The sequence below is a fragment of the Ensifer adhaerens genome (genome assembly GCF_028993555.1).
GTDB classification, from domain to species: Bacteria; Pseudomonadota; Alphaproteobacteria; order Rhizobiales; family Rhizobiaceae; genus Ensifer; species Ensifer adhaerens_I.
Genome location: NZ_CP118610.1, coordinates 2,710,544 through 2,734,364, shown reverse-complemented (window position 1 = coordinate 2,734,364; position 23,821 = coordinate 2,710,544). Strand labels below are relative to the sequence as shown.

At 62.3% G+C, this 23,821-nt stretch carries 20 protein-coding genes; 11 read left to right on the top strand and 9 right to left on the bottom strand.

Annotated features, from left to right (window positions below):
- The first annotated feature begins 61 nt into the window (after positions 1-61).
- The gene (locus PWG15_RS13395) at positions 62-1,696 is read left to right on the top strand and encodes a beta-galactosidase BglA (protein WP_275020510.1); all 1,635 of its coding nucleotides are present in this window, start codon (positions 62-64) and stop codon (positions 1,694-1,696) included.
- Positions 1,696-2,160 carry an aminoglycoside 6'-N-acetyltransferase gene (gene aac(6'), locus PWG15_RS13390; RefSeq protein ID WP_275020508.1) on the top strand — a complete coding sequence of 155 codons (465 nt, stop codon included), beginning with the start codon at positions 1,696-1,698 and terminating at the stop codon, positions 2,158-2,160. The genes PWG15_RS13395 and aac(6') overlap by 1 nt, the downstream gene beginning before the upstream one ends.
- Positions 2,161-2,167: 7 nt before the next feature.
- On the opposite strand, the gene PWG15_RS13385 is transcribed toward aac(6'), so the two are convergent.
- From PWG15_RS13385 to PWG15_RS13375, 3 genes are all read right to left on the bottom strand, one after another.
- Positions 2,168-2,959, bottom strand: coding sequence for a hypothetical protein (locus PWG15_RS13385; RefSeq protein WP_275020505.1), 792 nt, complete (start codon positions 2,957-2,959; stop codon positions 2,168-2,170).
- A gap of 92 nt (positions 2,960-3,051) precedes the next feature.
- Positions 3,052-4,749, bottom strand: coding sequence for an adenine deaminase (gene ade / locus PWG15_RS13380; protein WP_275020504.1), 1,698 nt, complete (start codon positions 4,747-4,749; stop codon positions 3,052-3,054).
- A 130-nt stretch (positions 4,750-4,879) separates the two neighbouring features.
- Positions 4,880-6,205, bottom strand: a complete 1,326-nt coding sequence (locus PWG15_RS13375; protein WP_275020503.1) for an omega-aminotransferase AptA — start codon at positions 6,203-6,205, stop codon at positions 4,880-4,882.
- A 274-nt stretch (positions 6,206-6,479) separates the two neighbouring features.
- Here PWG15_RS13375 and PWG15_RS13370 point away from each other — a divergent pair, with 274 nt between their 5' ends.
- Both PWG15_RS13370 and PWG15_RS13365 read left to right on the top strand, forming a co-directional pair.
- Entirely contained in the window at positions 6,480-8,732 is a 2,253-nt protein-coding gene (locus PWG15_RS13370; protein WP_275020500.1) for a glycoside hydrolase family 9 protein, read from the top strand.
- Between the two features lie 162 nt (positions 8,733-8,894).
- Positions 8,895-9,983: a Gfo/Idh/MocA family protein gene (locus PWG15_RS13365; RefSeq protein WP_275024423.1), complete on the top strand. Its 1,089-nt coding sequence runs from the start codon at positions 8,895-8,897 to the stop codon at positions 9,981-9,983.
- Positions 9,984-10,023: 40 nt separating this feature from the next.
- On the opposite strand, the gene PWG15_RS13360 is transcribed toward PWG15_RS13365, so the two are convergent.
- The 6 genes from PWG15_RS13360 to PWG15_RS13335 form a co-directional block, all read right to left on the bottom strand.
- A complete protein-coding gene (locus PWG15_RS13360) occupies positions 10,024-11,058 on the bottom strand; it encodes a Gfo/Idh/MocA family protein (RefSeq protein ID WP_275020499.1) in 1,035 nt (344 codons plus the stop codon).
- 188 nt (positions 11,059-11,246) lie between these two features.
- Complete coding sequence (locus PWG15_RS13355; protein ID WP_275020497.1) at positions 11,247-11,591, bottom strand: ArsR/SmtB family transcription factor; 345 nt, start codon at positions 11,589-11,591, stop codon at positions 11,247-11,249.
- A 119-nt stretch (positions 11,592-11,710) separates the two neighbouring features.
- The gene (locus tag PWG15_RS13350; protein WP_275020495.1) at positions 11,711-12,454 is read right to left on the bottom strand and encodes a HugZ family pyridoxamine 5'-phosphate oxidase; all 744 of its coding nucleotides are present in this window, start codon (positions 12,452-12,454) and stop codon (positions 11,711-11,713) included.
- Positions 12,455-12,549: 95 nt separating this feature from the next.
- Positions 12,550-13,599, bottom strand: coding sequence for a choline ABC transporter ATP-binding protein (choV, locus tag PWG15_RS13345; RefSeq protein WP_275020493.1), 1,050 nt, complete (start codon positions 13,597-13,599; stop codon positions 12,550-12,552).
- The gene (gene choW / locus PWG15_RS13340) at positions 13,596-14,441 is read right to left on the bottom strand and encodes a choline ABC transporter permease subunit (RefSeq protein WP_113535522.1); all 846 of its coding nucleotides are present in this window, start codon (positions 14,439-14,441) and stop codon (positions 13,596-13,598) included. Before choW ends, choV begins: the two co-directional genes overlap by 4 nt.
- 83 nt (positions 14,442-14,524) lie before the next feature.
- The gene (locus tag PWG15_RS13335) at positions 14,525-15,481 is read right to left on the bottom strand and encodes a choline ABC transporter substrate-binding protein (protein ID WP_275020489.1); all 957 of its coding nucleotides are present in this window, start codon (positions 15,479-15,481) and stop codon (positions 14,525-14,527) included.
- 244 nt (positions 15,482-15,725) lie between these two features.
- On the opposite strand from PWG15_RS13335, the gene PWG15_RS13330 reads away from it, so the two are divergent.
- The 7 genes from PWG15_RS13330 (at position 15,726) to PWG15_RS13300 (ending at position 23,726) form a co-directional block, all read left to right on the top strand.
- The gene (locus PWG15_RS13330; protein WP_275020487.1) at positions 15,726-16,313 is read left to right on the top strand and encodes a thymidine kinase; all 588 of its coding nucleotides are present in this window, start codon (positions 15,726-15,728) and stop codon (positions 16,311-16,313) included.
- Between the two features lie 106 nt (positions 16,314-16,419).
- A complete protein-coding gene (locus tag PWG15_RS13325) occupies positions 16,420-16,806 on the top strand; it encodes a c-type cytochrome (protein WP_425536706.1) in 387 nt (128 codons plus the stop codon).
- Positions 16,807-16,972: 166 nt separating this feature from the next.
- A complete protein-coding gene (locus PWG15_RS13320; RefSeq protein ID WP_060606673.1) occupies positions 16,973-18,061 on the top strand; it encodes a coiled-coil domain-containing protein in 1,089 nt (362 codons plus the stop codon).
- A 58-nt stretch (positions 18,062-18,119) separates the two neighbouring features.
- The gene (locus tag PWG15_RS13315) at positions 18,120-19,268 is read left to right on the top strand and encodes a hypothetical protein (RefSeq protein WP_275020478.1); all 1,149 of its coding nucleotides are present in this window, start codon (positions 18,120-18,122) and stop codon (positions 19,266-19,268) included.
- A gap of 2 nt (positions 19,269-19,270) precedes the next feature.
- Positions 19,271-21,187 (top strand): AAA family ATPase, encoded by a 1,917-nt coding sequence (locus tag PWG15_RS13310; protein WP_275020475.1) that lies wholly within the window; start codon positions 19,271-19,273, stop codon positions 21,185-21,187.
- Between the two features lie 19 nt (positions 21,188-21,206).
- Entirely contained in the window at positions 21,207-22,496 is a 1,290-nt protein-coding gene (locus PWG15_RS13305) for a DUF6638 family protein (protein WP_275020472.1), read from the top strand.
- A gap of 3 nt (positions 22,497-22,499) precedes the next feature.
- Positions 22,500-23,726: a DUF2333 family protein gene (locus PWG15_RS13300; RefSeq protein WP_275020470.1), complete on the top strand. Its 1,227-nt coding sequence runs from the start codon at positions 22,500-22,502 to the stop codon at positions 23,724-23,726.
- Positions 23,727-23,821 lie beyond the last annotated feature (95 nt).

Genomic DNA, 23,821 nt, shown 5'->3' with positions numbered 1-23,821 from the left:
TTACTGATCGACCGGGCAACGCTACACCTTTGTCCGACGGATCGTCTTCAAGGGGGCATTCATGGCGTCTCTCAGGGTATCGAGCGAAGACTGGTGGCGCGGCGCGGTGATCTACCAGGTCTATCCGCGCTCCTTCCAGGACACGGACGACGACGGCATCGGTGACCTCAAGGGCGTTACCCGCAGATTGCCCCACATCGCCTCGCTCGGTGTCGACGCGATCTGGCTCTCGCCGTTCTTCACCTCGCCGCAGGCCGATATGGGCTACGACGTGTCCGACTATTGCGACGTCGATCCGATGTTCGGCACGCTCGCGGATTTCGACGAGATGCTCGCCGAGGCGCATCGGCTTGGCCTCAAGGTGATCATCGACCAGGTGATCTCGCACACGTCCGACCGCCATCCCTGGTTCGTCGAAAGCCGGTCGAACCGGACGAACGACAAGGCCGACTGGTATGTCTGGGCCGATCCGAAGCCCGATGGCACGGCGCCCAACAACTGGCTGTCGATCTTCGGCGGACCGGCCTGGGAATGGGACGGGGTGCGCAAGCAATACTACATGCACAACTTCCTCGGCTCGCAGCCCGATCTCAACTTCCACAATCCGGATGTGCAGGACGCTGTGCTCGATGCTGCCCGCTTCTGGCTCGATCGCGGCGTCGACGGCTTCCGCCTCGATACGGTGAACTTCTATTTTCATGACCGGCATCTGCGCGATAACCCGCCGCTCGTTCCCGATCCGGACGCCACCAGCAACGATGCGCCCGACGTGAACCCCTATGGCATGCAGGACCATCTCTACGACAAGAGCCAGCCGGAGAATATCGCCTTTCTCCAGCGGTTCCGGGCACTGCTCGACCGCTACGAGGGCCGCATGACCGTGGGCGAGGTGGGTGATGGCGCCCGCTCGCTGAAGACCGTGGCCGCCTATACCGGCGGCGGCGACAAGCTCAACATGTGTTACACCTTCGACCTGCTCGGCCCGGACTTCACCGCGGCCCATATCCGCCGCTGCGTCGAGAATTTCCAGAAGGCGGTCACCGACGGCTGGGTCTGCTGGGCCTTTTCCAACCACGACGTGACGCGCCATGTCAGCCGCTTCGCTCGCGGCGCGGCGGAGCGTGAGACCGTGGCGCGGCTGGCGATCACGCTGCTTGCCAGTCTGCGCGGTTCGATCTGTCTCTACCAGGGCGAAGAGCTGGGACTGCCGGAGGCCGAGCTTGCCTTCGAAGACCTGCGCGATCCCTATGGCATCCGCTTCTGGCCCTCCTACAAGGGCCGCGACGGCTGCCGCACGCCAATGGTCTGGGAAAAGGCGGCGGCCAATGCCGGTTTTACCGGCGGCAAGCCCTGGCTGCCGGTGCCGGCGGAACATCTCCGCCTGGCCGTCGATGCCATCGCCGAAGGCGCGGGCACAGTGCTCGACCACTATCGGGCGACGCTTGCCTTCCGCAGATCGCGACCGGTTCTGCACGATGGAGCGATGCATTTCCTCGACAGCAACAGCGATCTTCTGGCTTTCGTTCGCGAAAAAGACGGCGAGCGCCTGCTCTTCGTCTTCAACCTCACCCGCGAACCGCAGGCGTTCCTGGCCCCCGCTGGCCTGGAGCCCCTGGATTTGCCCGGATATCCGGCGCGCCTCGAAGCGGGTAGCATCCAGGTTGCCGGATTATCGGCCTTCTGCGGGAAGCTTTGATGCGCGTATTGTTGATGAATGGCGAAACCATCGGCCGGTGGGTCGAGATGCGTCTGGCGCTCTGGCCGGATACGCCCGAGGCGGAGCATCGCGCCGAGGTCGAATCCACGCTTGCCGAAAGCGACCGCTATGCGTCGTTCCTGTGCGAGGACGAGGCTGGTGTTGCCGCAGGTTTCGCCGAGGCATCGATCCGCCGCGACTATGTCAACGGGTGCGAAACCTCGCCGGTAGCGTTTCTTGAGGGCATCTATGTCCTACCCGCCTATCGGCGCCGCGGGGTGGCGCGGGCGCTGATCGTCGCCGTCGAACGCTGGGCGACAAGCCAGGGATGCCAGGAACTCGCCTCAGACACGGCGACTGACAACCTCAGGAGCCAGAGTCTGCATATGGCGCTTGGCTTTGAAGAGACCGAGCGGGTCGTCTATTTCCGCAAGGAACTGTCGCCCGCTGCGGCGGACAATTGAGCGTCCGTCATTCTGCCTCCGGCATTTGCGATCCTCGCCGATACGACGCACGCAGAGCGTAAGTCAGGATCGCGACGATGCCCCAAAGCCGGATATAGGAAAACGCGAGGATTAGGGCGATATACGCCAGATACCTGACCCGGCTGACCTCGGGGCGGTCGAATACCGGCGCAAGCATGATGGCAATCTGCCCTTGCACGAACGTTGCGATTACCAGAAACAGGGAGATGAAGAGCAGTGCCCACATCAGGTGGCGCCGGTGCAGCGCGATCTCGCGAAGGACGCTGAGGAGGCGAGGCGCGCGCTCCTGCCCCTTTTCGACGACAAACATGAAGGCCATGGTCGCAATGATCGCGATCCATAGCTGGAGCAGGCCCTGCCGCCAGGGGAACGCAATGCCGTCGAAGCCGAGCCAGAGCCGAGCTGCCAGGAATTCGCCGACGCCCGCAAAGTTCGCGGTGCACGTCGCGAGCAGAAATAGCAGTAGAAACCGCCAGATCACGCGCCAGCCGAAGGCAAGTTGCTCCCGGAAACTCAGTCGCGCGAGCGACGTCGATCCTTTTGCCAGTTCGATCATTTTCTGGCTGGCAAGAAGAAACGCGATCAGCACCGCAAACTGGACGAGCATCATGCCGAGCAATGCGAGGCCAGTGGGCATCACTCTTACGTAGCTGCGCAGCACGGTCGCTACCAGCAGCCACGGAACAGTTTGAAACAGCAAGTAGGGCCCGTAGGTCGGCCAAGCACGGTAGGCTCGGGGCGCGCGGCTCGAAGCATATGTTGTTTCTAAGGCTTCCATGGACCTATTCTGCCTGAAAGGCACAAAAGGCCGCTTAGCGCACTCGTTAAAATCCAGTGCATCGAAGCTAGTTCTAATTCTGGTTGTGTATCTCAGCCGATCAGCATGAATTTGTCGACGTCGACGAGCCCGCGGTCGGAGATCTTGAGGTGCGGGATGACCGGCAGCGGCAGGAAGGCGAGCTGCAGGAAGGGCTCTTCCAGCGTGGCTCCGAGCGCGAAAGCTGCGTGCCTCAGATGGTGCAGCGTGTCGCGGACGGATTCGTAAGGCTCAAGGCTCATCAGGCCCGCGACCGGAAGCGCGATCTCTCCGGTCACCTTGCCGTCCTCGACGACGACGAAGCCGCCCTTGATCTCGCCGAGGCGGTTGGCGGCGATCGCCATGTCTTCTTCGCTGACGCCGACGACGCAGATGTTGTGGCTGTCATGGCCGACGGTCGAGGCAATCGCGCCCTTCTTCAATCCGAACCCTTGCACGAAGCCGTTGGCATGGTTGCCGTTGACGCCGTGGCGCTCGATGACGGCGACCTTGATGATGTCGCGTCCGAGATCGACGCCGGTCTGGTTGCCGACAGCCGGCAGGCGGTAGCGGCGGTGTTCGGTGATGATCTTGCCGGGCAGCACGCCGATGACCGACGTATCGCCATCCGTGACAGGGACACCAAACGCACTGGCATGGACGTGGCCGGCCTTGACGCTGTCGAGGCCGACGGGCTCAACAGGGTTTCGGGTCGCAAACAGCGCATCGGTCACCCGGCGGCCGCCGGAAAACACCGTCTCGGCCTTGCAGTTTTCCAGGCTGTCGATCACCACGAGGTCGGCGCGCCAACCGGGAGCGACGAGGCCGCGATCGCGTAAGCCGAAGGCACGGGCGGCTGAGATCGAGGCGGCGCGATAGATCGCCAGCGGCTCGACACCGGCTGATATCGCCGTGCGGATCATGTGATCGAGATGGCCCTGTTCGGCAATGTCGAGCGGATTGCGATCGTCGGTGCAGAGCGCCAGGTATGGCGACAGGCGTTCGGTAATGATCGGCATCAGCGCATGCAGGTCCTTGGAGACCGAGCCCTCGCGCACGAGGATGTGCATGCCCTTGCGGATCTTCTCCATCGCCTCCTCGGCCGAGGTGCATTCGTGGTCGGTGCGGATGCCGGCAGCAAGATAGCCATTCAATTCCTTGCCGGAAAGCAGCGGCGCATGGCCGTCGATATGGGCGCCCTGGAAGGCATCCAGCTTGGCAAGGCAGACCGGGTCCTTGTGCACGACACCCGGGAAATTCATGAACTCGGCAAGGCCGATGACCTTCGGATGGTGGCGGAAAGGCAGCAGCCTTTCGATCGGCAGATCGGCGCCCGACGTCTCCAGATGCGTCGCCGGCACGCAGGACGAGAGCTGGACGCGGATGTCCATGATCGTTTCGAGCGCCGAATCCAGGAAGAACTGGATGCCTTCGGTGCCGAGCACGTTGGCGATCTCGTGCGGGTCGCAGACGACGGTGGTGATGCCGAGCGGCAGGACGCAGCGATCGAATTCGTGCGGGGTGACAAGCGAGGATTCGATGTGCAGATGCGTGTCGATGAAGCCGGGAACGACGATGCGACCGGTAATGTCGATCTCCTCGCGGCCTTCATAGGTGCCGAAGGTGCCGACGATGCGGTCACCGGAGATTGCGATGTCCGAGGCGACGAGTTCGCCGGTGACGAGGTCGAAGAAGCGCCCGCCCTTCAAGACGATGTCCGAGGGCTCCCGACCGACGCCCTGATCGATGTAGCGTTCCAGCGCTTCGGACATGAGGCAACTCCAGTTTTCTTTGGCGCGCCCGGTGCGGTCGGTGTGATCGCGCCCAGGTTCGGTGTGGCAGATAAGAGTAACCCTTCCCCCGTCGCCGGGGAAAGGGTCAAGATTGTTGGCGCTTGGCCGCTCAGATGTTGCTGTTGAGAACGGCGCGCAGCTTGCCGAAAAGCTCGTCGATCTGGGCTTTGGTGATGATCAGCGGCGGTGACAGTGCGATGATGTCGCCGGTGGTGCGGATCAACAGGCCGCTCTCATAGGCCTTGAGGAAGGCCGAGAAGGCGCGCTTGGTCGGCTCTCCTGCGATCGGCTGCAGCTCGATCGCGCCGATCAGGCCAAGATTGCGGATGTCGATGACATTGGGGCAATTCTTCAGCGAGTGCAGGCCCTCTTCCCAATAGGGAGCGAGCTCGGCGGCGCGGGTGAGCAGGCCTTCTTCCTTGTAGGTGTCGAGCGTGCCCAGTGCTGCGGCAGAGGCGATCGGGTTGCCCGAGTAGGTGTAGCCGTGGAAGAACTCGATCATGTGCTCCGGGCCATTCATGAAGGCATCATGGATCTCGGAGGTGACGAAGACGGCGCCCATCGGGATAACGCCGTTGGTCAGGCCCTTGGCCGTGGTGATGATGTCGGGCTTCACGTCGAAGTATTGGGCAGCAAAGGGAGTGCCGAGGCGGCCGAAACCGGTGATGACTTCATCGAAGATCAACAGGATGCCGTGCTTGGTGCAGATCTCGCGTAGTTTCTGCAGGTAGCCCTTCGGCGGGATCAGCACGCCGGTGGAGCCGGCCACCGGTTCGACGATCACGGCGGCGATGGTCGAGGCGTCGTGCAGCGTGACGATGCGTTCGAGTTCGGTCGCAAGATCGCCGCCATGTTCCGGTTCGCCGCGGGTAAAGGCGTTTTGCGCCGGCAGGTGCGTGTGCGGCATGTGGTCGACGCCGGTCAGAAGCGTGCCGAACATCTTGCGGTTGGAAACGATGCCGCCGACCGAGACGCCGCCGAAATTGACGCCGTGATAGCCGCGCTCACGGCCGATCAACCGGAAGCGCGAGCCGTCGCCCTTGGCGCGGTGATAGGCGAGCGCCACCTTCAGTGCGGTGTCGACCGATTCCGAACCGGAGTTGGTGTAGAGAACGTGATTCATGCCCTCGGGCGCGATGTCGACCAGGCGGTTCGCCAGTTCGAAGGCCTTGGGGTGACCGAGCTGGAAGGCCGGAGCATAGTCGAGTTCGCCCGCCTGCTCGCGGATCGCCTCGGTGATCTTCGGGCGACAATGGCCGGCGTTGACGCACCACAGACCCGCCGTTCCGTCCAGCACCGTACGACCGTCATGGGTCGTGTAGTACATGTCCTTGGCGCCGACGAACAGGCGCGGCTCCTTCTTGAACTGCCGGTTTGCTGTGAACGGCATCCAGAAGGCGCGCAAATCGTTCGGGGTGTTGAGACGGTTCGACATTCCAGTTCTCCTCGGTCTGTTCTTCGTCAGGCGGCGCTCGCCGCCCGTATTTTTTACCCTTTGGTCAAACTATCAGCGCCCCGGGACGCGTCAAGCCTCGGAAGCTCCGCACAGAGAGCCTTCCGGGTGGCGATTTTTTGTCTTCTGACTGGAAATTTTCTCTAGCTTAACTTGTTTGCGGCAACGCTGCGTTGCCATGCCTTGCCGGGTCCATGGCCGCCTGCGATTGGGCTTTTGCACCTGCGGCCCGGCTTGACCAATCGGGGGCTGGGACGTGTCGAGGTTCGGGATAGTACACGCGGCAATTGTCGCGCTCTTCCTGCCGGGCCCGGCAGTCGCTGCCGAATTGATCGTCGACGGTCATTTCGAAAATGGGCAGGACACGTTCTGGGCGAGTGACGGGTTGGCACTCGATCGGAAGGACGGCCGGCTCTGCGTGGAGACCCAGGGCGGGGGAGACGTCTGGGGCCAGATCATTGGGGTCAACGGTTTGAAGCTGGTGCCCGGGCGCATCTATCGCCTGTCGGCGAGGATTGCCGCCAGGCCGGTGCGCGCGATCCCGGTAAGGGTGCAGCAGGCCACAGATCCCTGGACCGCCGTTGCCGAGTTTACGACGGAGGGGTCGCCGGATGGCAGCCCGTTCTCCGTCGAGTTCGAGGCAACCGAACCGGATGAGGCGCAGCTTGTGCTGCCGCTGGGGGGTGCGGAAGCCGGTCGCATCTGTCTTGACGACGTGTCGCTGGTCGCGACCGGCGCCGTTTCGCAAACCACAAGGCGCGCGACCGAGGGACCTGCCATTCGCGTCAATCAGCTCGGCTACTTCACCGGCGGTCCGAAGCGCGTGACTTTCATTGCCGATGCGAAGCGCCCCTTCGATTTCCAGTTGCTCGACGCCAGGGACAAGGTCGTCGGCAAGGGCAAGACGCAGCCAAGCGGTTTCGATCCGACGGCGGGTATCGAAACGCAGATCGCGGATTTTTCATCCTTCGCAACGGCCGGCGATGGTTATCGTCTCGTGTCCGGCGATTGGGCGAGTGATCGCTTTTCGATCGGCGACAATCTTTACGATCGTCTTCGCGTCGATGCGCTGTCCTGGTTCTACCCGCAGCGAAGCGGCCTTGAGATCAAGGCGTCGATTGCCGGCAAGGCCTATGCCCGGCCTGCTGGCCATGTCGGCGTGGCGCCGAACCAGGGCGACAGGGCGGTCTCGTGCCTCGACAGCAAGCAAGCCGAGGCACTCTACAGCGGCTGGTCCTGTTCCTATCGGCTGGATGTTTCCGGCGGTTGGTACGACGCAGGCGACCACGGTAAATACGCCGTGACTGGCGCCCTGTCCGCTGCGCAACTGCTTGCCGCCTACGAGCGCGGGCGCGTCTACGCCGCCGGTTCACCGGTGACGCGCGACGGCCTCTCGCGCATTCCCGAAAGCGGGAACGGCGTGCCCGACATTCTCGACGAGGCCCGCTGGGAGCTCGAATTCCTGTTGCGAATGATGGTTCCGGATGGCGAGCCGCTTGCCGGCATGGTGCACCACAAGGTCCATGACACCGCCTGGACCGAAGCGCCGATGCTGCCGAGCAACGATCCGCAGCCACGGGCGCTCTATCGCCCGTCGACAGCCGCAACGCTCGATGTAGCAGCCGTCGCGGCCCAGGGTGCCCGGCTTTTTGCGGATCAGAATCCGACGTTCTCGGCACGCTTGCTCGCGGCTGCGCGCAAGGCCTGGGTGGCCGCCAATGCCAATCCCGCACTCCTCGCGCCAAAATCGGACGGACTTGGCGGTGGCGGCGACTACGACGACGACAGCGTCGCGGACGAACTTTTCTGGGCGGCGACCGAGCTTTATCTGACGACCGGTGACGAGGCCTATCTCTACGTGCTGCGGGCATCGCCGATTTGGACGGCGGATGCGCTGTCGCCCGGTGGCGCCTTCGACTGGCGCAATGTCGCCGGCTTCGCGCGATTGCAATTGGCGCTTTACGGCGCGGGGTTGCCGGGCGACGAGCGCGACGTGATCCGAAACGCGGTGCTTACCGCAGCGCGGAACTTCCTGACGTTGCAGCGGACAGAGCCCTTCGGCGTCGTCTACCGGCCGGATGGCCGGCGCTACGACTGGGGCTCGAACCAGCTGATGCTGCAGAATATCATCGTGTTGTCGGCCGCTTTCGACCTCTCCGGCGAGAAGCGCTTTCTCGATGGCGCACGCGAGGGCATGGATTACATTTTCGGCCGCAATGCCATGGCGCTGTCCTACGTCACCGGCTATGGCACGCGCGCACCCAAGAACCAGCATAGTCGCTGGTATGCGCACCAGCGTGACCCGCAACTGCCGAACCCGCCGGTTGGTTCGCTCGCCGGCGGCCCGAATTCCACCTTCGTCGATGACGTCGCACGGCAACACCTGAAGGGATGTGCGCCGCAGACATGTTATGCCGACGATATCGAGGCCTATGGGTCCAATGAAATTGCCATCAACTGGAATGCGCCGCTCGTCTATGTCGCCTCATTCCTTGCCGATGCGCGCTAGAGTATTTCACTGTGTCATGGAAACAGTGAAATAATCTAACTGTTTGAAATTACGCAATTCCGGCCAGAGAACCGTTTCACACTTTTCCCGGAGTTGCTGTAGGAGACTGAAAGCGTGACCGGGATAGCCTTTGTCGGAACCGGCTTTGTCGCCGACTATTACATGACGACGCTTGCCAACCATCCGCAGCTCCGGCTCGTCGGCGTCTGGGATCGCGACGCGGAGCGCCTCGACGCCTTTGCGCGCTACTGGAAGGTTTCGGCCTATGCGTCGCTGGATGCGGTGCTTGCCGATCCCGCCGTCTCGATCGTCGTCAATCTGACAACGCCGGAAAGCCACTACGCCGTCAACCGCGCTGCTCTCACCGCCGGCAAGCACGTCTATTGCGAGAAGCCGCTGGCGATGACGGTGGAGGAGGCGAGTGAACTGGCGGAACTTGCCCGCGGGCGCGCGCTGGTGCTTGCCGGTGCGCCGGCCAACGGCCTCAGCGATGCGCAGGCACTCTGTGCGAGCCTGCTTGCAGCCGGGGCGATCGGGACGCCGCGGCTGGTTTACGCCGAGATGGAAGATGGCCCTGTCTTCAAGGCGAACTGGCGCGACTGGCGCAGCCGCTCGGGTGCCCGCTGGCCGGGTGTGCACGAATTCGAGGTGGGCTGTACGCTGGAGCATGCGGGCTATACCGCAAGCTGGCTCGTCTCGCTCTTCGGGCCGGTTGCCGAAGTCAGCGCGGTTTCCGCCCTGACCTTTCCGGACAAGGGACCAGGCACGGAGGCGCTGGCGCTCGGTCCTGATTTCTCGGTGGGGTGCCTGACCTTCCGCTCGGGTGTCACGGCGCGTGTCACCTGCGGCCTGGCGGCGCCGCGCGACCGGTCGCTGACTGTTATCGGCGACAAGGGGACCATCGTCGTTCGCGATCTCTGGGACAATCGCTCACCCGTTCACGTGGAGGCGTTCGGCGCCAAGCGCTCGCTGGTCCATCGCGGGCTCGACTGGCTGGAGTGGAAGATGGGGCGCAAGCTGCCCATCCGGCTCTATCCCGGAACGAAGGCGCGTTACCCCAAGCCTTCGTCCAGGCCCTCCCTTCCGGCCTTTCCGTCGCAGATCGATTTCGTGCGGGGGATCGCCGTACAGGCGGATGCGATCGCGCGGGGCGAAACGCCATTTTTCTCCGGTGCGACAGCGCGACATCTGACCGAGGTCGTGCTCGCGCTCAACAGCGGCTGGCGGAACTATCGTCCGCTCGATCTCTAGGCGTTCCCGCAGGCGCCGTCAGCGTGGCGGGGGCAGGCGTTCAGCTTGCGGGTGCCTTGGCGCGGATCGTCTCGATGATTTCCAGAGCTTCGATACTGTGGGAAAGCGGCATCAGCGCATGCTCGCGCCGACCCTCCAGAATGGCCGCGCTGGCGGCCTCGATCTCGAATTGCAGACCGTTGCCGGGGAACGCATGGTCGAAGCGATCAAGGCCGGGCAGGCGGAGCCGCCGGGCGACCTTGAAAAGGGTTTGCCCTGTCGATGCCAGCAGTTTGCGCGCCGGGGCGCTGGTGGCACCGAACAGGCGGCTTGCCTTCAGGAACGGCGCGTCGACGACAAGCGTGCCGCGGTCGCCTTCGATGACAAACCGGTTGTGGCCGTCACGATCAAAGCCGCAGCTGAGTTCGGCATCAAAGCCGGCATAGGCGAGCCTTATGTCTGCCGAAACATCGACGCCGGTGGGCGCGCTTCTCCAGGTGCCATCGATGGATTTTGGGCGACCGAAGAGGTTCAGGCAAAGCGCAATCGGATAGATGCCGAGATCAAGCAGGGAACCGCCGCCCAGCGCCGGATCGAAGAAGCGGCTACCTGGGTCGAAAGGCTTCTCATAGGCGAGTTCCGCCCGGACATGCCTGACGGTGCCGAGCTTCTGATTGCGAAGGAGCGTGCGAACGTTGGCGATTGCTGGCAGGAAGCAGGTCCAAAGCGCTTCCATCGCGAAGGTGCTGCCGGCGGCGGCCGCCTCTTCAAGGGCGCGCGCGTCAGTGACCGATGTGGTCAGCGGCTTCTCGACCAGTACAGCCTTACCGGCAGCAAGAGCCAGGCCGGCATGGTCCCGGTGCATCGCATTGGGTGAGGCGATGTAGATGGCATCAATATCGGCGGCATCGGCCAGTGCCTGGATATCGTGGTAGCTGCGGATGCCGCCGTGGCGGGCGGCGAAAGCCTGGGCCTTTTCGGCGCTGCGGGAGGAAACGGCAGCAAGTGTCGCGTTTCCGGCGAAGCGGAAATCCGATGCGAAGTTGTTCGCGATTGTGCCGGTTCCGGCAACGCCCCAACGGACCCTGTCACGCATTCCCTAATGTCCGCTGTTCAGGCTGATCTGTCGGGGCGCATGGTGCCGCGGAAGTCTCAAGGCCCGGTAAACGGCGGGAGGGAGGCTGTCGCCTTTTGCGGACCTGTTGCGATACCCTGGAAAAGAATAAGCCCCGCGCGATTTCTCGTGTGGGGCTGTTCGAACGGGTCCGCAGAGCGAACCGAATATCAGGCCGACTTGCGGACCGGAGTCTTTTCCGCGGTGACGTTCTGTTCGTCGCCGTAGATTTGGTTAAGCGTGCCAAGAATCCGCATGACTGCGTCGGATGAACTCGAATAATAGATCGTCTGCGCATCGCGGCGGGTGCTGACGAGATTCTGGGCGCGGAGCTTGGAAAGATGCTGGGAGAGAGCCGACTGGCTCAGCCCAACCTTGTTGGCCAATGCGCCGACTGCCATCTCTTCCTTGACGAGGGAATCGAGGATGAGAAGGCGCTTGGGGTTTGCCATGGCCGAGAGGAAACCGGCTGCTACCTCGGCTTCATCGTGTTTTTCAGGCGAAAGTGGCTGCATTGCGTGCTCCATGCGAAAATTACATCACACGTAGTTATGGTTGACGAAGCACGATAATTAGTCGTGATGCATAAAAGGGCAACCACCTACTGCAAGAAATGGGGGTAGCTCTCCTGCGATTAACCGTTAAGTTCACGCAAAATTGCCCGTAAATTGGAACTGTCTTCGATAGGTGCCGGGAATTCAAGGCGTTTTAGCCGATCGCCATCTGCAAGATCGAGGCCGGCGGCGTCGATACCGACGATCTTCCAATTGCCCTCCGGTGCATTGCAAAGCTTGACCGCATAGTGCTGAACGGCGTCCGAATGATCCGCGTTCATGTGCTCGATCGCATTGGCCTCTTTCGCGGCGAGCGAGGCGATGGCTGGCGTGTCGATCAGCAGATCTTCCGCCGTGAGGACGTAGGCGCGACCGAAGCCGCCGTTGAGGCTGGCGCGCAGTGGTTTCAGCCGGAAGAACCCGAAATCGGGGAAATCGACATAAAGCTTCGACTTCGGGTGACGGCGAACGAATCGCTCGCGGATGCGGGCATGTGCCTCGCTGTCGCGCGTCACCTGTTCGGCGGTGCATTGCACCGTGAGGCGGGGATGCGCCAGCGGATCGCCCTTACCGGGCTCGCCGGTCAAGAGCGAGGCCCTGACGTCGGCCAGCAGCGCCTGGGTGTGAGTCGACAACCTGGAGATCAGAATGACCGGCACGCCGTCGACATCCATGCCGACGAGCACGCGGCTGACGAAGGGAAAGCCGCCGCTGTCAGGCTCGATCGCCGCGAGCGAAGCACTGCGTGCCCCACGCAAGAGGGTTCGGGCGAGGGTGCGGGCCTCGTCGTCAGTGTCGCGCAAAACGTTCGGCTTGTCGCTCATGTCCTTGAACCTTTCCTGCCATGCTATCATTGCTCCCAAACGAAAAAAGCCCGGAGCTGTCCTCCGGGCTTTTATTGGCTTGTTGAGCGGGTTCGTCAACTTTTGTTGCGGTGGCGCGTCAACCCTTGCACGATATCCTGGGCGTCGATGGTACCGACGACGGAACCGTTGTCGACGACCCCAATGCTGCCCGGCTGGCGCGACATGGCGTCGAGAATATCGACGAGCGGTGTCGTCGGCTTGGCGGTGGCGGTCACGCCCGCGACTGTTGCGCCGCGCTGGACGCCGGTCTGCATCACGTCTTTTGCCGTCAGCATGGTGATCGGATTCATGTGTTGAACGAAATCCGCAACATACTGGTTGGCCGGATTCTTGACGATATCCTGCGGCGTGCCGCACTGGATGATGCGTCCGCCTTCCATGATGGCGATGCGGTTGCCGATGCGGAACGCCTCGTCGAGGTCGTGGCTGACGAAGATGATGGTCTTCTTCAGCCGCCGTTGGAACTCGAGCAACTCGTCCTGCAGCCGGGTGCGGATCAGTGGATCGAGGGCCGAGAACGGCTCGTCCATCAACAGGATCGGTGCGCCGGTGGCAAAGGCGCGGGCAAGGCCGACGCGCTGTTGCATGCCGCCCGAAAGCTCGTTGACCTTGCGCCCCGCCCACTTCGTCAGGTTGACGAGGTCGAGCTGTTCGCCGACACGCGCCTTGCGCTCGGCGTCCGGCATGCCGGCAAGCTCAAGCCCGAAGCCGACATTGTCGGCGACAGTCCGCCAGGGCAGAAGCGCGAATTGCTGAAACACCATTGAGACCGTGTGCATGCGGAAATCGCGCAGCGATTTCGCATTGGTGCGGTAGGGATTGAGCGCACCGTTTGCGGTCTTCACCTCGACGTCGCCGCGCACCACAGGAGCGAGGCCATTGACGGCGCGAAGCAGGGTCGACTTGCCGGAGCCCGAAAGCCCCATCAGCACCAGGATCTCGCCCTCGGTAATTTCGAGCGACGCGCCGGCGACGCCAAGCACGAGGCCGGTTTCGGCGCCGATTTCGTCCCGGGTCTTGCCCTGGTCGACCATCTGCAGCGCGATCTGCGGGTTGTTGCCGAAGATGATGTCGACGTTCTTGAATACGACGGCGTTGGTCATGCGCCTTCTCCTTCGTCGGACGAGCGGAAAAGGCGGTCGAGAATGATCGCCAGGATGACGATGCAGAGGCCGGCTTCGAAGCCCTTGGCAACGTTCACGGAGTTCAGCGCGCGCAGAACCGGAACGCCGAGGCCGTTGGCGCCGACGAGGGCGGCGATCACCACCATCGACAGCGACAGCATGATCGTCTGGGTGAGGCCGGCCATGATCTGCGGCATGGCGAAGGGCAGTTCGACCTTGCGCAGCACCTGGCCAGGCGTGGCGCCGAAAGCCTGGGCGGCCTCGACCAGCGACGGCGGCGTCGAGATGATGCCGAGGCGGGTGAGGCGGATCGGCGCGGGGATCGCGAAGATCACGGTTGCGATCAGGCCCGGGACCATGCCGAGGCCGAAGAGGATCAGCGCCGGGATCAGATAGACGAAGGTCGGGATCGTCTGCATCAGGTCGAGGATCGGCCGCATGATGGCATAGACCCAGGCGCGGCGGGCAGCCGCGATGCCGAGCGGAACGCCGACGGCCATGCTGACGAAGCTGGCGGCGAGCACCAGTGCCAGCGTTTCCGTCGTTTCCTTCCAGTAGCCCTGGTTGATGATCAAGAGCAGGCCGAGGCCGGTGAACAGCGTGACGCCGATCGAGCGGCGGAACCACCAGGCGGCGGCCGTGATCACGGCAACGACGATCAGCGGGTGTGGGGTCTGGAGAATCCAGAGCAGCACGGCGACAACGCCGGAGAGGAAGCGGGCAAGCTGGTCGAAGAACAGCTCGAAGTTCGTCGTCAGCCAGTCGACGAACGCCTTGGCCCAGCCGCCAATGGGGATGCGGTTATCGGTCAGATATTCCACGAAGGTAGATCCGTTTCGTCAGGTCAAAAAGAAGCGCATGACGCGGTGAAAAAAGGCGGGGTTTTTCCCCGCCTTGATGCCGATCAGAGGCCGAGCGCGGCCTTGACCGCGGCGAGCCCATCGCCGCCATCCTTGGCGGTCACACCGGCAAGCCACGGGTCGACAACCGTCGGATTGGCCTTCAGCCACTCTTCGGCAGCCTTGTCCGGCTCTTGCCCGTCGTTCAGGATCTTGCCCATGATCTCGTTTTCCATCTGGAGCGAGAACTTGAGGTTCGTGAGCAGCTTGCCGACGTTGGGGCACTCGGTGGTGTAGCCGGAGCGCACGTTGGTGAAGACTTCCGCGCCGCCGAAGTTGGCGCCGAAGATGTCGTCGCCGCCCGAAAGATAGGTCAGCTTGAAGTTGGCGTTCATCGGATGCGGTTCCCATCCGAGGAAGACGATCGGCGAGCCGTCCTTTTCGGCACGGGCGACCTGCGCCAGCATGCCCTGCTCGGAGGATTCGACCACTTCGAAGCCCTTGAGGCTGAAGGTGTCCTTGTCGACCATGTCGATGATCAGGCGGTTGCCGTCATTGCCAGGCTCGATGCCGTAGATCTTGCCATCAAGCGCGTCCTTCTTGGTGGCGATATCCTTGAAGTCCTTGATGCCGAGCTCAGCGCCCTTGGCGTTGGTCGCGAGCGTGTACTTGGCGCCCACCAGATTGGGGCCGAAGGATTCGACCGACTTGTCGTCGAGATAGGGGCGCACGTCGTTCTCCTGGGTCGGCATCCAGTTGCCGAGGAAGACGTCGATGTCCTTGTTCTTGAGCGAGGTGTAGGTGACCGGAACCGAGAGAACCTTGATGTCCGTCTGGTAGCCGAGGCCCTTGAGAACGGTTGAGACCGTCGCGGTGGTTGCAGTGATGTCCGTCCAGCCGACGTCGGAGAAATGGACGGTGCCACAGCTTTCCGGCTCGGCAGCTGCAGCCTGCTGAGCGGTGAGGGCGACGACCGAAACGGCGCCCGCGAGCATCAGTTTGAGAGAGAGTCCTTTTTTCATTGTCGTTCCCCTGCCTCTATTATTGTTTTAGCCAAACACCATTGGATAGCGAATTCAAGCGCTTTGATGTCGAAGGAAGTGTATTGCGTCAATATGCTAACGGGGTGCACGATGCGACGCTGAATGTCGCAATGTCCACGAAATGGTCTAGTCCGGCGAAAAACTGTGGGTGTCGCAAACATGCTCTGGCCTTCCGGGGCAAGGCTCGCCATTACCCGGGAGACGGAAACCGGACGCGGTGAAGATGGCCAAACTCTATTTCAGCTATGCGACGATGAACGCGGGCAAGAGCACGATGCTGTTGCAGGCCTCCTACAACTACCAGGAGCGCGGCATGCGTGTGGTGATGCTGATCGCAGCACACGACGACCGGGCGGGGATAGGCCGCATTTCCTCGCGCATCGGTCTTGCCTCCGACGCCATTCCGTTCGATGGCGATGACGACATCTACACCCTGATCGAAACGCTTCATTCCGATGGTGCCGGCGAGATCGCCTGCGTCTTCGTCGACGAGGCGCAGTTTCTCAATGAGGCGCAGGTCTGGCAGCTCGCCCGCGTCGCCGACCGGATGGGCATTCCGGTCATGGCCTACGGCCTGCGCACGGATTTTCAGGGCAAGCTGTTTCCGGGTTCGATGGCGCTGCTGGCGATCGCCGACGAGCTGCGCGAAGTGCGCACCATCTGCCATTGCGGCCGCAAGGCGACGATGGTCGTGCGTCTCGATGGTCAAGGCAAGGTCGTGCGCGAGGGGGCCCAGGTCGATGTCGGCGGCAACGAGAAATATGTCTCCTATTGCCGGCGCCATTGGGACGACCTGATGCGCTGCGAGTAAGGGCACGCAGCGCGTCGTTTAGGATGCGCGCGAAGGTGGCTGCAGCCCGTTGAATTGCCGCATTCGCGGTGCCATTGTGCCCGAACTTCTCCCCATGAGGTCTTTCATGTCACGTCTGGTTGCCGGCTTTCTCCTCAGTCTCTGTCTTGGAGCGCCGGCCGCGCAGGCCGGTGGCGATGCGGCCGCGGGGGCGGCGGTGTTCCGCAAATGCGCGACCTGTCACACGGCGAGCGAGCCGACAAACCGCGTCGGCCCGAGCCTGATGGGCGTCGTCGGCCGGCCGGCCGCGTCGGTCGCGGATTACAACTATTCCGAAGCGATGAAGGCCTTCGGCGCCGCAGGGCACGTCTGGGACGAGGCGACGCTCAGCGAATATCTCTTGAGCCCCAAGGCGATGGTCGGCGCGACCAAGATGAGTTTTCCCGGTCTCAAGAAGCCTCAGGAGATTGCCGACGTGATCGCCTATCTCAAGGCGCCGCCGGCCGCCAAATAGGCAATGCCTTCGATTTCTCAAGCACTTCGCTGCAGCGTTTGATTGAAAAAAGCCGCCGCGGCAGGCTTGTTCTCTTTCCATAAACACCCTTTATATAACTGCAATCGAAGGCTGAATAATTCGGCTGGGCTGGCGGATCGCGCCACGATGGATCGAGGGGCAGGACATGGCGACTCTTCAGAATTTTGACGCTGAGATCGAGAAGACAAAGGGCGTCGTGGAACAGATGCGCGGCAAGCTCGAGCAATCCGGTGTTGTGCTGGAGCAATTCGCCAAGGCCGAGACCAAGCTGGGCGACGTCAACTTCGACATCGAGAACGCCCGTATCCAGGACGTGATCAACCAGCAGAAGGTGATGGAAGCCAACATCGCCGACCTGATCATCGGCCTTGAGGATGCGACCAATGTCTTCGGCTCCGAATTCGAGAGCATGAAGAACTATACGGGCTACGAGAAGTTCATCGGCATCTTCTCCAAGCAGAAAATGCAACGCATGCGCACCGACCGCGTGCGCAACATGTCGCTGGCCGGCAACCTGCAGGAGCTTCTTTCGAAGTCCGACATGATCGTCGGCATCCTCAAGGAGCAGAAGTCGATCCTCGATCAGCGCTACAAGACCTCGGAGCAGAGCCTGATCCAGGTGATCGAGCGCCGCAAGGGCACAATGGCAAACCTCGAGGCCGTGCAGAAACGCATCGAGGAACTGAACCCGCTGCTTCTCGACATCGAAAACCGCATTGCCGCCTCCACGGAGCAGAAGGTCCGCACCGAGCTTGAAGGCGAGCGTTCGGCCCTTGCCACCGAATACAACGAGAAGCAGGCCAAGGAGCAGGAACTGCTCGCCGAGAGCCAGACGCTCGAACGCTACACCTCGATGTTCCAGACCTTCGTCGATTCCCTCAACAACCAGATCGCCGCGCAGAACACGCTGATCAACAAGCTGACGATCGATACCGAACAACGCATCGTGCTCTACAAGGCGCTCGAAGATTCCTTGAAGACCGCCGCCCAGCAGGATGTCGCCCACAAGATCAACACGCTCGGCAGCCAGGTCGATACGGCGGCCGAAGAGACGATGGCCGGCATCGGTGCCGCAGCGCAGCGCCACATCGGCGATCTCCTGGAAATGCATGAAAAGAACATGCTTTCGACGCAGGATATCCAGCGCCGCAAGAAGCTGGCAGACGATGCCTTTGCCCGCCGCTTCCAGGCTGTCATGGACAAGCACAACACTGCCAACTACGTGAAGCAGTGAACGGCCAGCGCATGATCCGAACCGAGTTTGCCGCCCGGCACGCGCCACGGGGATTTGCATGAAAGTCGCGGCTTCATCTGCTGTCGCACAGTATTTCGCGTCGATCCACGCCGCACTCGCCGGGCTCGAACTCTTCCTCGGCGATCGCAACTCGCCGCTTTATCGCAACACCGTTGTCGGCGAAGTGATCGTTCCCTATCTCAGCAGGTTGAAAGCTTCGATCGATTGCTGGGAGAACCGGATCGGCTTTGTCGACCAGTTCCGGATTTCGCGCGCCGAGAGCGGCTTTCCGGTGTTCCAGAACGTGCTGGAACTGGAGAACGATCGCCAGACGGCCGCAAAGCGGCTCGCCGACATTCCCTCGGCCGATGCGCTGCGTGATGAAATGGTCGATTTCATCCTGAGGCAGAAGGCTTTTCCCGAGGCTTTGCAGACGCGCATGGCCGAGCGGCTTTATCTGGAGCAGATCGGCAAGGGTGAGATCTTCTCGCCCTTCATCCTGCCGGAGACCATCCGCGTCGCCGTCAATTCCAAGACCATGCGTCCCTATTACATCGTGAGCTGGGGCGCCTTTGACGGTGCCAATACCCTGCCGATGGTCTACATGGCCACGATCGAGGATTCCTCCGAAAAGATCGTCGAGATGCTGGTGACCGAGGACGGCAAGCTCAATCCGCAGGTGGAGATTCCATTACCGGTCGGCGGTTTGCTCAATCCCGAGCTTGCCAGCCGCTTCGACGATTTCGCCTCCAAGAACAGCAGCTATTCGCTGACGCCGGTGACGATCGCCACCAATCTCGACAAGGATTTTGACGAGCTGCACCCGAAGCAGCTGCGTCGCATCGTGCTCGGCCCCTTCTATTCGGCCGGGATCACCGAGAACAACGCGCGCATCAACGATATCCTCTCCAAGGTGCGTAAAGTCGAGAATGCCTGGCTTTTGACCTGGACGGTGCAGGAGGTCTTCTCGAAGTCTGAGCGCCCGGCCAAGCGCGGCTTCTGGTCATCGACGCCGGCGCAGGAGGAATTCCACATCGACACTGCCAACCTGGAGGCGACGCGCATGGGTGTCTCGTCCTACGAAAAGCATGCGCTGGTGCCACACGACGCCTACCAGGCGCTCTATGCCGCCGGCGAGGCGGAGCAGGTCTTTGGCGACTACAAGGTCCACGTCATTTCCGGAAACCAGGTCGTGAGCGAGGTTTGACGATGACACTCAACACGGGGCTGACGACGCTGCACGAGGACGAGATCGCCAAGCATCAGGCAGTGGCGCAGGGTCTGGTGACCAAGCTCATCATCCTTGAGCGCGATGATCCTGCCGCCGGCACGGCGCTTGCCGGCACCGGCCGCCGCTTCGTGTCGACGGTGTCGACCGGTGGCCAGCGCCGCACGCGCGAGGTCGAGCTGACAAAGACCATCCAGTCGGTGCGCCAGGGCGATCCGATGTTGTCGCCGGCCCAGCATGCGGTGCTCTACCGCACGCGCCGCGGCATCCAGGTCGCACTCGCCGTCGCCGACGTCTTTGCCCGCCAGACGAGCCTGGAACAGTTGCAGGCGAAAAATGCGACGTCACCGCTTGCCGGAGACGAGGCGAACCAGTTCAAGGCGCTGCTTTCGGCCTCTGCCTATGTCGCGGCTTTCACGCTTGCTGCCTATGTCGGCTCAACGCTTGCCGGTGAAGGCGAACCGGTTGACGATGCGGTCGAGCCCGATTTCCTGTTCGACACGCCGCAGGATGCGCTGAAGAGCCTGGTGTCGGCGCTCGACCGTGGCATTGCCGGGGCACCGGACGACTTGGCGCTGACGGCGCGGGCACGCGCCTTTTCGCGGGTGGCGGTCGAGGGGCTGATCGCGCGCAAGGCGCGTTTCACCGGTCTGCAGAGCTTCGAGAATGTGCATATCCGGCTCGATCAGGACGATTTCACGCTGAACGGTTTCGACGTGGCGCCTGGCCAGAAGCGCAAGCCTCTGGTGATGACCTTCAAGAAGCCCGAGGAGATCATCGGCAACCATATTGCCAAGTACCAGGCGCTGAAGCTTGCCAAGATGCTGATGGCCTATGACTTCGACCGGCAGATGAACCCGTTCGTCGAACTCGGCGGCTTTCTCTTCACCTTCATCGGCGATGGCATGCCGGGCACCGGCAAGACGATCCTTATCCAGATGCTCGCCGGCATGCTCAACGACTATTGCGAGATCGCCGGCTACGCCTTCCATTACGAGAATTTCGGCGTCGACCAGATCTCCTCCTACCAGGGCAAGTCCGGGCAGAACTGCAAGGAATTCGTCAACAACGTCATCAACCCGCGGGCGATCGGCTTCGGCACGATCGACGATGTCGACCAGGTGGCTGCAAAGCGTTCCGACGATCGCGCCTCTGCCGGCCAGCACGAAGTGACGGCGGTGCTGATGGAGAGCTTCGCCGGCGCCTCGACCGTGGTGCGCGGCAACTGCACCTTCGGCATGTTCTCCAACTATCCTGAGAATGTCGATGACGCGCTGCGCCAGCGCGCCGGCGCCCGCTGGCTGGTCGACGGGCCGCAGACGGAAGACGACTATATCGACATCTTCGCGCTGCTTGTGGGCAAGAACCACAAGATCCCGCTCGGCGAGCATCAGCTGTTCGAGGGCCAGGAGATCAAGCGCGCGGTCGCCCAGTCCTATGCCGAGCACGCGCGGCCGAAGGAGGATGGCCTCGTGTCCGTTTGGGAGCGCTACGAGAAGGAGAGGGGCGCGATCGCCTCGCTTGCCGATGTCGGCGCCTACCTGCACATGATCAAGGAGGCCGAACCACGCTTTACCGGCCGGGCGATCAAGAACATCACCGATGCGATCAAGCTCCGGGCCATGGATGTCGAATTGCCGGATGATTGGTTCAAGGATGCCGGCTCGTTCATGCACAAGGGCTACGACGAGAAGAAGGCGATGATCGAGGCACTGCGCGGCCCAATCACGATCGACATGGTGTTGCAGGAGATCAATCGCTACGCCGACAGCGAGTTCCGCTACACCGACAAATCAGACGATGCCGCCGTCACCGACATCATCCGCCGCGAGCGCCAGCGCGAAAAGGCGATCCGCGAGATCGAGGCGATGAAACGCGATGGCCGGTGGCAGGGGTGATGATGAGAAGAGCTGACCGATGAAACGTCTGCTTGAAGCCGAATTGATCTATGGGCGGCTGCTCGATATCGCCGAGCCGCATCTGATCGCGCGCTACAACAAGGCGCTCGAAGGCTTCGGACTGCGCTCGACGGCGTTGTCGAAGTTCAGCATCGACATGACCGGTTTTTCGCCCGAGATCGCCGAGGAGCTTGGGGATCGCGACTATCTCGATCCGAACCGGGTCAACCGCCGCTTCATCATCATGACGCCGGAGCAGGCGGAGCTGCCGGTGGTGCACACCAGCTTCTCCAACACCGCGGCGCTGATGCACGAGTTCTTCAACGCCAACAGCCGCGCGATCAATGCGATCACGATCAAGGACGCGCTCTACGGCGAGATCGAGGATTCGGTTTCGATCGTCGATGACATCGACGATCTGCTGTCGATCAACGAGGTGCGGTTCCGAGTTCTCTCGGCAGAAGATATGCTCGGCAAGGCTGCCGAGTTGCGCGGCCTGGTCGACCGGCTGAAGAAAGTGCCGACCGCCTGGGCCGACGACGAGATGCTCAGCCGCATGGTCGAGCTCGCCAAGCTCACCGGCGATATCCGCCAGAACGCCCTGGTCCCGGATCAGCTCGTCTTCCGCCACGAAGCCTTCTGGGCCAATCACTTCGGCGGCGTCTACGTTTTCCTGGACGACAAGACGACGACGGTCATCTGCGACCCGTCCGTGCCCGGCTTCCGCCGCTCAAGGCCCTGGCAGGTCAGCTACATCGCCATCAACGACCCAGCGCGTATCTATGATTTCCTCGCCTCGACCAAGCGGCTGCAGCTGCCGCAGGCCTCCTGGGTGGAAGAGTCCGGGCTATACCAGCATCGCGCCGACATGACCGTGCGCGGCCTGATCCACGAGACCGACCCGGCCGCGGATCTCGCCAATGCCGACCGGATCTGGCTGCAGACCTGGATGCACCGCAATGCGGCAGCGGTCGCCAGGGACGGCGCCTACCCGTTCCTGCAGGAGATGATCCGCATGATCTCGGCGACCGGCACGATCAAGATGCAGGATGTCGCACCGGAAAACCGCTTCATGCTGGTGCGTGCGGCACCCGCACACGCTGACCAGTGGCTGGTCAACCGTTTGATATCGCAGCTCGTGCCTCGTGATTTCGTCTCGCGCTTCGTCTTCGACAAGCAGGGATTCTACGACGCCTACGAACAATACAGCGAACGTTTCAAGGAATATGTTGTGGCGACGCTGACCGGCACATATCTCAAAGACAAGGCGGCCTTCCGCCACAAGCTTTACGGCCTCAGAGAGGAATAGGACATGTTCGATCCGATCGTTGCGTTTTTCCAGCGCGTCTTTACCGCGATCGGCCGGGGCATCGGGCTCGTCGTTGCCTGGCTGCTCTGGCCCTTCGTCGCGGCGGGCAACTGGTACCGGCAGCGCAGCTGGATCATCAAGGGACCGATCGGTCTCATTCTTCTCGGGCTGATCCTGTTCTACGGCTACTTCATCTGGCAGACCCAGGCCTGGACGAACTTCAACGAAGACTATGTCGACCGCTACAAGCTGGCGGAACGCAAGGTGCCGGCCGGCTCGCCGATGAGCGGTCCCAGTACGACGTCGACCGGTCAGTCGACGACCGGCGGTGCCGCCAATAACCTCGCCGGCGTGGCGACGCAGCCGATGGAATCGACGCCGGAGGCGCTGGCCGCCGTCCAGCTGCCGGCCGGCACGGTCTGCCAGACTTCGGCGATCGTCGACGTCACGGCTGATTTGATCGATTTCAATGTCAACGAGAATGCCTGGATCTCGTCGATGCTGCTTTACAAGCTCGGCTTCTTCGGGCTCGACTGGGACGACACGCCCTGGCTCGACAACAAGGCGTCGTTCCAGCGCGGCATCAACCAGGCGATCCGCCGGACGTCGGTGGAGCTCGTCGATTCGCTCGGTCGTATGCGTGGCACCTCGGGCATCAACAACGCCCTGCAGAGCGCGCGCGGCAACATGCAGTTCGATGAGGAGACCTGGTATTTCGGCCTGAACCCGTTCGGCCCCAAAACGCCGACGCCGAGCTTCTATCGGGCGGCGATGAAGGATCTGAGGTCCTTCAACGCCACGCTCAGCAAGTGCGAGGCGATCTTCGACGGCCGCTCCGACAACCTGGTCGAGTTCCTCGACCGCGTCGCCAATGACCTTGGCAACACCTCGGCGATCCTGCGCGAGCGCTCGGAAAACCACAATGGCGGCTGGTTCGACACGCGCGCCGACGACCGCTTCTGGTTCGCCTATGGCCAGCTCTACGGCTATTACGGCATTCTCTCGGCCGCCGGCGCCGACTTCGACAACGTCGTTGCCCAGCGCGGCCTGCTGCCGATCTGGACGGAAACGATCAAGCAGCTGCGCGCAGCACTCCGCATCCAGCCATGGATCATCTCCAATGGCGAGGAAGCAGGTTGGATCATGCCGACGCATCTGGCGACGATGGGCTTCTATACGCTGCGAGTACGCTCCAACATCGTCGAGATGCGTGACATCCTCGCGCGCTAAGGCAGAACGGCAAGGAGGGTGGCCGCAATCGAGGCGGCCGCCTTCAGATTTATTGAGTTAGAGCGGAATGCGGGCGGAAGCCGCAGGCACGTTTC

What these genes read in the sequence shown, in the direction of transcription:
- PWG15_RS13395 (WP_275020510.1), top strand. Translation starts at nt 62, where the DNA reads ATGGCGTCTCTCAGGGTATCGAGCGAAGACTGGTGGCGCGGCGCGGTG.
- PWG15_RS13385 (WP_275020505.1), bottom strand. Translation starts at nt 2,959, where the DNA reads ATGGAAGCCTTAGAAACAACATATGCTTCGAGCCGCGCGCCCCGAGCC.
- ade (WP_275020504.1), bottom strand. Translation starts at nt 4,749, where the DNA reads ATGTCCGAAGCGCTGGAACGCTACATCGATCAGGGCGTCGGTCGGGAG.
- PWG15_RS13375 (WP_275020503.1), bottom strand. Translation starts at nt 6,205, where the DNA reads ATGTCGAACCGTCTCAACACCCCGAACGATTTGCGCGCCTTCTGGATG.
- PWG15_RS13365 (WP_275024423.1), top strand. Translation starts at nt 8,895, where the DNA reads ATGACGACGCTTGCCAACCATCCGCAGCTCCGGCTCGTCGGCGTCTGG.
- PWG15_RS13360 (WP_275020499.1), bottom strand. Translation starts at nt 11,058, where the DNA reads ATGCGTGACAGGGTCCGTTGGGGCGTTGCCGGAACCGGCACAATCGCG.
- PWG15_RS13355 (WP_275020497.1), bottom strand. Translation starts at nt 11,591, where the DNA reads ATGCAGCCACTTTCGCCTGAAAAACACGATGAAGCCGAGGTAGCAGCC.
- PWG15_RS13350 (WP_275020495.1), bottom strand. Translation starts at nt 12,454, where the DNA reads ATGAGCGACAAGCCGAACGTTTTGCGCGACACTGACGACGAGGCCCGC.
- choV (WP_275020493.1), bottom strand. Translation starts at nt 13,599, where the DNA reads ATGACCAACGCCGTCGTATTCAAGAACGTCGACATCATCTTCGGCAAC.
- PWG15_RS13335 (WP_275020489.1), bottom strand. Translation starts at nt 15,481, where the DNA reads ATGAAAAAAGGACTCTCTCTCAAACTGATGCTCGCGGGCGCCGTTTCG.
- PWG15_RS13330 (WP_275020487.1), top strand. Translation starts at nt 15,726, where the DNA reads ATGGCCAAACTCTATTTCAGCTATGCGACGATGAACGCGGGCAAGAGC.
- PWG15_RS13325 (WP_425536706.1), top strand. Translation starts at nt 16,420, where the DNA reads ATGTCACGTCTGGTTGCCGGCTTTCTCCTCAGTCTCTGTCTTGGAGCG.
- PWG15_RS13320 (WP_060606673.1), top strand. Translation starts at nt 16,973, where the DNA reads ATGGCGACTCTTCAGAATTTTGACGCTGAGATCGAGAAGACAAAGGGC.
- PWG15_RS13315 (WP_275020478.1), top strand. Translation starts at nt 18,120, where the DNA reads ATGAAAGTCGCGGCTTCATCTGCTGTCGCACAGTATTTCGCGTCGATC.
- PWG15_RS13310 (WP_275020475.1), top strand. Translation starts at nt 19,271, where the DNA reads ATGACACTCAACACGGGGCTGACGACGCTGCACGAGGACGAGATCGCC.
- PWG15_RS13305 (WP_275020472.1), top strand. Translation starts at nt 21,207, where the DNA reads ATGAAACGTCTGCTTGAAGCCGAATTGATCTATGGGCGGCTGCTCGAT.
- PWG15_RS13300 (WP_275020470.1), top strand. Translation starts at nt 22,500, where the DNA reads ATGTTCGATCCGATCGTTGCGTTTTTCCAGCGCGTCTTTACCGCGATC.